The 9,959-nt window shown below is 36.6% G+C and carries 7 protein-coding genes and 2 pseudogenes; 7 read left to right on the forward strand and 2 right to left on the reverse strand.

Translation table 11 applies throughout. The annotated features are described in order from the left end of the window. Nucleotides 1-121 precede the first annotated feature (121 nt). The 6 genes and pseudogenes from UB32_RS13910 to UB32_RS13935 all read left to right on the forward strand — a co-directional run bounded on the left by UB32_RS13910 (nucleotide 122) and on the right by UB32_RS13935 (nucleotide 5,989). Complete coding sequence (locus tag UB32_RS13910; protein WP_044394569.1) at nucleotides 122-490, forward strand: ArsR/SmtB family transcription factor; 369 nt, start codon at nucleotides 122-124, stop codon at nucleotides 488-490. Then, nucleotides 483-2,597, forward strand: coding sequence for a heavy metal translocating P-type ATPase (locus tag UB32_RS13915; protein ID WP_044394570.1), 2,115 nt, complete (start codon nucleotides 483-485; stop codon nucleotides 2,595-2,597). Before UB32_RS13910 ends, UB32_RS13915 begins: the two co-directional genes overlap by 8 nt. Nucleotides 2,598-3,275: 678 nt before the next feature. Beyond that, nucleotides 3,276-3,884 (forward strand): annotated as a pseudogene (locus UB32_RS13920) (TnsA endonuclease N-terminal domain-containing protein); the annotation flags it as partial. Continuing rightward, nucleotides 3,881-4,533: pseudogene (locus UB32_RS13925) on the forward strand (Mu transposase C-terminal domain-containing protein); the annotation flags it as partial. The pseudogenes UB32_RS13920 and UB32_RS13925, both read left to right, overlap by 4 nt. Before the next feature lie 591 nt (nucleotides 4,534-5,124). Then, on the forward strand, nucleotides 5,125-5,667 hold the full coding sequence (locus UB32_RS13930) for a DUF4871 domain-containing protein (protein ID WP_044394574.1): 543 nt from the start codon (nucleotides 5,125-5,127) through the stop codon (nucleotides 5,665-5,667). A gap of 49 nt (nucleotides 5,668-5,716) precedes the next feature. Beyond that, the gene (locus tag UB32_RS13935; RefSeq protein ID WP_052807043.1) at nucleotides 5,717-5,989 is read left to right on the forward strand and encodes a hypothetical protein; all 273 of its coding nucleotides are present in this window, start codon (nucleotides 5,717-5,719) and stop codon (nucleotides 5,987-5,989) included. A gap of 177 nt (nucleotides 5,990-6,166) precedes the next feature. On the opposite strand, the gene istB is transcribed toward UB32_RS13935, so the two are convergent. Together istB and UB32_RS13945 are read right to left on the reverse strand one after the other, a co-directional pair. Beyond that, complete coding sequence (istB, locus tag UB32_RS13940; RefSeq protein WP_044394575.1) at nucleotides 6,167-6,937, reverse strand: IS21-like element helper ATPase IstB; 771 nt, start codon at nucleotides 6,935-6,937, stop codon at nucleotides 6,167-6,169. After that, the gene (locus UB32_RS13945) at nucleotides 6,934-8,196 is read right to left on the reverse strand and encodes a DDE-type integrase/transposase/recombinase (protein ID WP_128721555.1); all 1,263 of its coding nucleotides are present in this window, start codon (nucleotides 8,194-8,196) and stop codon (nucleotides 6,934-6,936) included. Before UB32_RS13945 ends, istB begins: the two co-directional genes overlap by 4 nt. Nucleotides 8,197-8,334: 138 nt before the next feature. Here UB32_RS13945 and UB32_RS13950 point away from each other — a divergent pair, with 138 nt between their 5' ends. After that, nucleotides 8,335-9,942: an IS1634 family transposase gene (locus tag UB32_RS13950; RefSeq protein WP_044394576.1), complete on the forward strand. Its 1,608-nt coding sequence runs from the start codon at nucleotides 8,335-8,337 to the stop codon at nucleotides 9,940-9,942. Nucleotides 9,943-9,959 lie beyond the last annotated feature (17 nt).

Here is a 9,959-nt window from a genome sequence, read left to right on the forward strand (position 1 = left end):
GTGGGATTTTCATAAAGATAAGAATAATTTTTCGTTTCATTCAAATATATATTTGAATAACAAAGGGGTTAGAGTTATAATATATTCAAATAAACATTTGAATGAGAAAGGAGAAGTGAATGTGAGTAAAAAAGATACATGTGAAATTTATTGCTACGATGAAGAGAAAGTAAATCGAGTTCAAGAGGAAATCGAGAAGGCAGATATCAGTAATATTTCCAAAGTATTTAAAGTAATAGGTGATGAAAATCGTACTAAGATTGCGTATGCTCTTTGTCAAGAAGATGAACTATGTGTTTGTGATGTTGCCAATATCTTAGGTACATCTGTAGCGACAGCCTCCCATCATCTTCGTACTCTTCATAAACTTTCTATATTAAGGCATCGAAAAGAAGGGAAATTGGCTTTTTATTCATTAGACGATGACCATATTAAACAGTTAATCCTTATTGCATTGGAACATAATCAGGAGGTGAAAGCACATGTCTGAACAACAACAAACGAAAACTTATAGAGTACAAGGTTTTACTTGTGCAAATTGTGCATCAATATTTGAAAACAACGTCAAAGCACTTGAAGGAGTTCAAGATGCGAAAGTAAATTTTGGTGCATCGAAAGTTGATGTTATTGGAAATGCAACTATTGAAGAGTTAGAAAAAGCAGGGGCATTTGAAAATTTAAAGATAAGAAATGAAAGAGAGCAAGTTGTTAAGCAAGAATCTTTTTGGAAACAAAAAGAAAATATAAAAGTATATATATCAGCAGTCTTACTATTGATAAGTTGGATGATGACCAAACAATATGGTGAGGAAAGTCTAATTCCGACTATAGGCTATGCACTTTCTATTTTGATTGGTGGCTATTCCCTATTTATCAAAGGACTTAAAAATTTAGTTCATTTAAAGTTTGATATGAATACCTTGATGACGGTAGCCATATTAGGAGCATCTGCTATTGGAGAATGGGGCGAAGGAGCAACTGTTGTTATCCTGTTTGCAGTTAGCGAAGCATTAGAAAGATACTCAATGGATAAAGCTCGTAATTCTATCCAATCCCTAATGGATATAGCACCAAAAGAAGCTCTTATTCGTAGAGGAAATAAAGAGATTACGGTTCAAGTTGATGACATTCAAATAGACGACATTATGATAGTAAAACCAGGTCAGAAACTTGCAATGGATGGGATTGTTGTAAAAGGAACATCTACTATCAATCAAGCGGCCATTACGGGTGAATCTGTACCAGTAGTAAAAAAAGTCAATGAAGAGGTATATGCTGGTACGTTGAATGAAGAAGGATTATTAGAGGTAAAAGTTACGAAACGTGTTGAGGATACCACTCTTTCCAAAATCATTCATATGGTGGAGGAAGCACAAGCGGAAAAAGCACCATCCCAGGCGTTTGTAGACAAATTTGCAAAGTATTATACACCAGGAATTATTATTATTGCCCTATTACTGGCAGTAGTTCCTCCCCTATTCTTAAACGGAGATTGGCAGGAGTGGATTTATAGAGGTTTGGCAGTTCTTGTTGTAGGTTGTCCTTGTGCGTTGGTCATTTCAACACCAGTATCCATTGTAACTGCCATAGGAAATGGAGCGAAAAATGGTGTTTTGATAAAAGGTGGAATTCACTTAGAAGAAACAGGGGCATTAAAAGTTATTGCATTTGATAAAACTGGAACACTTACAAAAGGTCTTCCTTCTGTTACAGATATTGTCGCTTTTAATGAAGAAGAACAAAAAATAATGACGATTACATCTGCAATTGAAAAGGGGTCACAGCATCCGTTAGCTTCAGCCATTATAAGAAAAGCTGAAGCCGATAATTTACCTTATAAAGATGTGAATATAGAGAACTTCCAGTCGATTACAGGAAAAGGTGTAAAAGCAGATATCGATGGAACGACTTATTATGTAGGTAGTCCAAATTTATTCGAGGAATTATATAGCATAGAAAAGAATATTAAACAACAGATAACTAATATGCAAGAGCAAGGAAAAACAGTGATGGTCTTAGGAACTTCTAAAGAGATTATGTCTCTTATTGCAGTGGCAGATGAAGTAAGGGAGAGTTCTAAAGAGGCAATTCGTAAACTTCATCAAATTGGCATTGAAAAGACGGTCATGCTTACAGGAGATAATGAAGGAACAGCTAAAGCAATCGGTAAAGAAGTTGGTGTCATGGAGATACAAGCTGAACTTTTACCAGAAGATAAGTTAGTCTATATTAAACAGCTTCGTAGTAAATATGATAAAGTAGCAATGGTCGGAGACGGAGTAAACGATGCACCTGCCCTTGCATCTGCAACAGTGGGTATAGCAATGGGCGGAGCTGGAACGGACACAGCATTAGAGACTGCGGATATTGCTTTGATGTCTGATGATTTAAGTAAACTTCCATATACAATCAAACTAAGTCGAAAAGCGTTGGCAATCATTAAGCAAAATATTACTTTTTCATTAGGCATTAAGTTACTTGCCTTGGTACTTATTGTTCCAGGCTGGTTGACATTGTGGTTAGCCATCTTTGCAGATATGGGAGCAACATTGATTGTTACCCTAAACAGTTTAAGATTATTGAAAGTAAAGGAATAATGGAAAAATGTTAGCACTCAATCCCTAATCCCTTTTTTCCTATCACCTGCTTCTATGTTATAGCAAAAAGAAGTTTTACCCAAGGCAAATAAACTGTTCCCTTGGTCAAATAAGTTGTTCCCTAAAACGAGTGAAAATTGGAGTATTTCCTCCAGTTTTCCTCGTTTTTTTGTGTCCAAAATCGGAGAAAGAACCAGAAAAAAGCATGAGAAAGGTGTTCCCGTCAATCATAAACGGTAAATAGCAAAACTAAATGTAAAATGGTCAAACATAAACGGTAAATAGCACGAGTGAAAATTGGAGCAACTCTCCAGTTTTCCTCGTGTTTTTTGTTTCTAAAAAGCCTGGAAATAGCATGAGAAATGCAAGAGGAAAGCGGATATATAAGCAGAAGAAAAGCCTGAAAAACCAACGGTTTTTATAAAGAAGGTAGGAAGAAAAGAGCGAAAAAGGGCAGGAGAAAATACAGGAAATCACCCTTCCGAATCACCTAATTCCTGTCAATCCATTGTACATTTATGTTTTCCTAAAAATCTTGATTTCTGACAAAAAGTAGGAGGAGAAAGGCGATAAATATTGTAAGTTTATGTTTGCCTACAGAAATTGGAAAATGGGAGAAAGGCAGGAATGGCAAGGGTTTGAGAGAAGGAGGGAGTGTAGAACTATGTTTTGCGACTACAACAATTTCCTTTACTACCATTAGAAGAAACCATTGTTATTGCAGATGAGTTAGGTATTAAACATCCTACTGATCCTAAAACTGGTGATCCGATTGTGATGACAACGGATTTTTTATTAACAGTTGATAAAGGACAAGGTGTGTTTGAAGTAGCTCGTACAATCAAAATGAAGGACGAATTACTGAAGGAACGAGTACTCGAAAAGTTTGAGATTGAACGAGAGTATTGGCAACGGAAGGATATTGATTGGGTCATTGTTACAGAGGAAGAGATTCCTAAAACAATGGCACGAAACATTAGCTACATTCATGACTATTTTGATATTCGAGATTATGATGTATTTCAGGAAATGTGTTCACAACATATTGAAGATTTATCCTTATCTTTAATGCAAAGGTTACTAAATAATAAAAATAGTATCCGTATAATTACGAATGAATTTGATACCGATACCCATTTACCTTTTGGTAGTGGTGTAACACTCTTTTATCATTTGCTTGCTCAAAAAGTCATCGTTATTGATATGCTTAAGCCACCAAATTTAGAGCAACAGATTGATATTAAATCCATTGATGAAAGCACGCTGAAGAAGGAGAAATACGGATGATTTATATTAATCAGGTGCTTCAATATTCTGCCGATTCTAAGCGAATACGTATTATCGAAATGGATGAACCGTATGTGTTTATTGTAGATATTGATGCGACAAGTTCGATGCCTAAGAAAGAAATATATTCGAACCTAGCAACGGAAATTCAGCAAAGTGAACTACTTGTTGTTAGTGATCCATATGCAAAAGTTGTTTCAGATATTGACTTAACAGAAGTACAAATCCGTAAACGTGAGGAAGACTGGGAAATCATCCAGCAACATTGTTTGCAACACATGGAGATGCTGCTTCAAAAGCAAGGTAGAGAAATGAAAATTCGAGAGATTGCAGAAAAGACTAATCTAAGTCCATTTAAGATAAAAAAGTTATTAAGTCGTTATTGGCAGCGAGGTATGACAAAGAATGCCTTATTACCCGATTACTCAAATTCTGGAGGCAAAGGGAAAGCAAAAGATTTAACAAAAGAAAAAGTAGGTCGACCTAGAAAAGTAAATATAGACAACGAGTATCAGGTTGGTATTAATATTACTGATGAAGTGAAAGTGCAATTTGAGCTTGCAATTAATATTTCTATTCTGACCGATATAAAGAAAATGGAGAAATGAAATATCACATATGGGATGCTAGTCGTATTCCTTCTCACAATCTACCAACAAGACCTTCATTCTCATGTTGCAGTTCCTGCAAAATGGGTTTAGGAATCAGGAGATAAAAGTTCCATTCTTTGGGGATTCATTTTAGGGATGGGTTTCATAACATACCAGGCGGGGACTCTATTCCATTTGTATCTCCTATTATCCATTTTTTCGGACAATTGGTGGTTATCTATTATGGCAGGTGTAGTATATGGTTTTACTCGATCTGCTGTAACGAATTTTCCTTATATAAGAAAGAGGATCTTAGAGTTTGTTTCGGTAAGCCATAAAAACTTCACTCAGCTGTCCTTGATAAGGAAGACTTCATCTATACTGATAATTTTAATGTCTATTATAGGAATTATTGTTGAAAAAAATCACAAAAACTGTCCGGACACGCTTTAAGGTGTCCGGATATACGAGGAGAGTTATATACATTAAGTATACTTTTATCTGATATTATATACCGGAAAATTAACAATATATCCACAAGCAAGGATGCAGGGGCTTAAAAGGTATGAAATTTGGGTAATGGTTACAAATAAATTTTGTTTTTTTGTTAATAAAAGATATTTTAATTAAAGTATACGTGGAGGTTAGGAATGAAAAAAGCATTTATTTTTTTAGGTATATTTCTCCTTTTGAGTGGTTTATCTGCCTGTACTTTAAATGAAGGAGAACAAGATAAACAGTATCAACAATCAAAAGAGATAGAAAATACAGAAATTATAAAAGAGGATATTAAGAATCATTCTGGTGATAGCTGGGAATTGTCTCCAACATTCGAGCATACTGTTAAAGATATAAATGGTGAGGACATATCATATAAAATAATTGGAAAAGAAGGGAGAATAGGCTTTACTAAATCACCTATTATTGCTAATAAAAGGGAAAAGGTTATCTGGTTTTATTGGGGAAATGTAAATATTTATAATAAACCAGTTAAAATTTTTGCTTTAAAAAAGGATAGTGAAGCTGAACCTATTGAAGTATTTTCTGGAATGTTTTATAAGGATGCACAGGTGGGTCCCGGTAGTGTAAATATGCCTTCCAATTTGGAATTCCCATCAGAAGGAATATGGAAACTATTTATTTATATAGACAAAAAATTTTACGAAAATATTGTGATTGAAGCTAAAGATTAAATAGGCAATTTTGCTCCTATTAGATTGTAACAAATATAAGGAGAAATATATGAAAAAATTAATGTATTTGTTTTATATTGGATTAATAGCTCTAGTATTGACTGCTTGCGGAGGAAATGAAAGAACAGCAAGTAGTAAAGACGAAAAAAGTGAACAAATAAATGAGTTACCTAAAGAGGTTTCAAAACAAATTATTAATGACAAAAAAACTGTAGCTATTATCAATGGGGAAAAAATATTAGGTAGTGAATATAATCGAATATTATCTACATCTCTGTTAAAAATGAAGGAAATGAGGCAAGATCTATCTTCTATAGTTTAGTAGAAAATAAGATCCTACTTCAGGAAGTTAATCAAAAGGGATATACAGCATCTAAGGATGAGATAAATAAGCAGTTAAAAGAAATTAAAAAAATGTATAAAGATGAAAAGGAATTTAAGAAAGCATTGGAACAAGAGGGGGTGTAACCGTCAAGTGAAAATGAACACTTTTTGCTAATTAATTTTGGACACTTTCTCCCTCAAAAATGGAAGATCGATGCCTCATTCTATAGCTATCATCCTCTTTAAAATGGATTACTTCTGCCCGATGGATAAGCCTATCCAAAATAGCCGTGGTGATGCCAGGATCCCCTAATAATTCGCCCCATTCTTGCGGGGCTTTGTTTGATGTTAGAATGATAGAACATTTGTCATAGAGGTCATTGATCAAGTGAAAGAATAGATTGGCTTCACGAGTGTCCATCGCCATATACATCAAATCATCAATAATAACTAAGTGTGAATCCCTAATGCGCTTCATTCTTGTCTGAGACTTTCTTGAAAACTCCTCGGTTTTTAAGGTGTGAACGAGTTCACCCATACTGATAAAAGACACTTTGTATCCTTGATGAATGGCTTCAATTCCTAGTCCCGTTGACAGAAGTGTTTTGCCTACCCCTGTCGGTCCTAAGAGAATGAGATTGTATAGTTGGTCTAACCATGTGAATTCTTTTAATTGGTTAAGTTGCTTCTTGCTGAGTGTTCGCTGCTCCTCGAGATTAAATGTTTCCAATGTTCGATAGAACGGAAATGCCGCCCATTTAAGGCGTTTTTCTATTTGCTTCTCGTCGCGCTGCTTTTGCTCATAACCTATTAATTGACGGAGAAACGTTTGATAGGTCCAGTCCTCTGTTTCCGCTTGTTGAAGGAGTGTTGGAAGGTAGTTTGCACCTTCCGACACCCTCAATGAACGTAATTGCTGTTGTAACTGTTCCAACGAATCGCTCATTTGGCTGCTCCTCCTTCTAATATGGCTATGTATTCATTCACGTCTCGAATATATGGCTTCGTGAGAATGACGGACCTGTCCACTACATTAAGTAGCTTTATTTGTTCCTTTTTCTGCTCCAGGGATTCGTGGTTGGCTTGTCGTTGGCGTTTGACATGCTGAACGACATCGCTAAATTCAGTTGCACTATAGATCCCTTTATGAACACATTCCTTTAAGGCATCATTTCCAATGTCTGGTTCGGATTCAAGCGCTTTTGATATAAGTTGAAGCTGATCACGAATATATCGGGGATACCTTCGGTGAACTTCCTCCAGATAATCATGATCCAATCCTACATCTTCAAACTTCTCGGCAACACTAGCGATATAAGCAGGAATTCCTTTATTGCGATCCCGTTTATGTTGGCGGTCTTGAATCAATTTTCCTTTTTCATGACTAATTTTATGATCGGCTATCACTGGTCCTGCCTTTTCCTCTCGAACAATTAAGCGATTTTCATCCGTTGTCTCGATATAAACCTCTTTATCTTTCTTATATGTGCCGAGAGGGACGGAATAACGATTGGATAGATAAATGATGGTATTGTCCTTCCGAACTGATCTTGTTATACTTGAATCAACACTCGAAAGAGTAATTTTTGTAACGACTGGTCTCAAGTGCTGTTTTTCGAGGGCAAACACTTCGACCGGTCTCTTCTTTGTTGTATTGTGAACTTTCCCGTTTCCCGTTCTCTCAAGCCACGCCATGCCCAACTCATTCCACGTTTCAATGTTGTGAAAGACACGGTTCTTAGCGAAGTTTTTCTTTATAAATCCGACCACATTTTCAATTCTCCCTTTGCTTTCAGGATCCGCTTTTCTGCACACAAATAGAGTTAATTTCCTTTCTTCACGATAAGCTTGAAATTCACCTGTAAGAATAAGATCACCCGCATTTTCGCTGACTACCATTAAGGAGTCTTGATCATAAACAAGTTCGTAAGGAATACCTCCTAAGTATTGAAACGCATTTTCATGGGTCCGTATGACATCTTTTGTTGTAAAAGGTCTATCTAGCCACTCCACATATTTATAACGTGAGTGCGAAAGGACGAAACTAATAAAATATAACTTTATCTCTTTTCCATTTGTCGTCTTCTGTATGGTTTGTCCAAAATCAACCTGTGCTTGTTGCCCCATTGGTGGATCTGGAATAGCCTCATAAACACGCTTTTCTTCTGTTTTAGGAATGGAATACTTTTCACGTAACTCCTTCACATAAATCCTGCATTCCCGAGAATCTGTAACGATGAAAGCTAATAAGCCCCTGTGTTTCAACGGTTTATTAGCTTTTTTGATTGACTTTTACCTCGTTATGTTTTATAGTTAACATAACGAGGTACAGGGGGACTGACTATGGCTGCAATTGTTTATCAAACCGACAAGAGAACTGGAATTACCTATGCTTACCAATCTATTTCTTACTGGGATAAAGAAAAGAAACAATCGCGTGCTAAGCGTACACTCATAGGTAGAGTAGATCCTGTGAGTGGTGAAATTGTCCCCACTAGGAAGAAAGCTAAAGCAGACGTTGTGGAGGCTAAAAAGCCGGGGCCTGTTCCGACGGAAGGTGTTTCTCGCAGCTTTTATGGTGCCACTTACCTTTTTGATAAGATTGGGGACAAAATAGGTATTACCAATGACCTCAAGAAGTGTTTCCCTGATACATATAAGCAAATTCTTTCCATTGCATACTATTTGATCCTTGAGGACAAAAGTCCACTCAGTCGTTTTTCAAAGTGGGCAGCGCTTCACAAGCACCCTTATGGCAAAGATATCCCCTCCCAAAGAAGTAGTGAGTTATTTGCATCCATCACGGAAGAAGAACGGTATAGCTTCTTTCGTTTACAAGGGAAAAGACGCACGGAAAATGAGTACTGGGCGTATGACACGACTTCGATATCAAGTTATTCACAGAATCTTAAACAAGTACGTTATGGGGTTAATAAAGAAGATGACCGCCTCCCACAGATCAATCTTGCACTGCTGTTTGGAGAACAATCCAACCTGCCGTTTTATTATAGAAAATTGCCAGGTAACATCGCAGACGTGAAGACCGTGAAGAACCTTATAGCAGATATGGACTTTCTAAAATGCAAAAAGATGATGTTGGTTATGGACCGTGGCTTCTATAGTGAGGATAATATCAATGCGCTGTATCAGAATCACTTAAAGTTTCTAATCGCCACAAAGCTTTCTTTGAAATTTGTGAAGACGGAGTTGGATAAGGTGCGAGATTCTCTGCGATCGTGGACAAACTACAGCCAGAAATATGAACTTTACGCTTCTACTCAAAAGATTGATTGGGCTTATTCTCAGAACAGACCTTATAAAGGAGACACGCTCAGAGGGGAACGTCGCATGTATTTGCATCTTTATTTCAACCACGAGAAAGCAATGGAGGATGAGAAAGAGCTCCATTCACGTCTCAGCATACTTCAGGAAGAGATTGAAAGCGGAAAAAGAAATCCTGAAAATGAAAAGCTTTATGCTAAGTACTTTGCTATCAAAACTACGCCAGTTCGTGGCACAAAAACAATGGCTAAACAAAAAGTAATGGATGAGGCTAAACAGAATTATGGCTATTTTTGCCTCGTTAGTAACGAGATCAAAGATCCTATTGAGGCACTTGAAATTTATCGCAACAAGGATCTTGTTGAAAAGGCATTTGGCAACCTGAAAGAACGTTTAAACTTACGTCGCTTATCTGTTTCTTCTGATGCAAGTCTGGATGGCAAACTATTTGTAGAATTCATTGCACTAATTTTCCTTTCCTATCTGAAAAAGGCTATGCAGGATCAAAATTTATTTAAAAAGTATACAATGCAGGGACTTCTTGATGAATTTGACATCATTGAGTGTTTTGAACAACCAGGTGCTCAGATCCGCATAGGAGAAGTAACTAAACGTCAAAAGGCACTATACGAGAATATCGGCATTTCGCCACCAACCTCGTTACAGTAGCTTCGGGAATGCAGGAT

The organism is Mesobacillus subterraneus, assembly GCF_000934845.1.
Classification (GTDB): domain Bacteria; phylum Bacillota; class Bacilli; order Bacillales; family Cytobacillaceae; genus Mesobacillus; species Mesobacillus stamsii.

Excerpts from the sequence above, each read along its gene's own strand:
- UB32_RS13915 (WP_044394570.1), top strand. The coding sequence starts at position 483 with ATGTCTGAACAACAACAAACGAAAACTTATAGAGTACAAGGTTTTACT.
- UB32_RS13930 (WP_044394574.1), top strand. The coding sequence starts at position 5,125 with ATGAAAAAAGCATTTATTTTTTTAGGTATATTTCTCCTTTTGAGTGGT.
- UB32_RS13935 (WP_052807043.1), top strand. The coding sequence starts at position 5,717 with ATGAAAAAATTAATGTATTTGTTTTATATTGGATTAATAGCTCTAGTA.
- istB (WP_044394575.1), bottom strand. The coding sequence starts at position 6,937 with ATGAGCGATTCGTTGGAACAGTTACAACAGCAATTACGTTCATTGAGG.
- UB32_RS13950 (WP_044394576.1), top strand. The coding sequence starts at position 8,335 with ATGGCTGCAATTGTTTATCAAACCGACAAGAGAACTGGAATTACCTAT.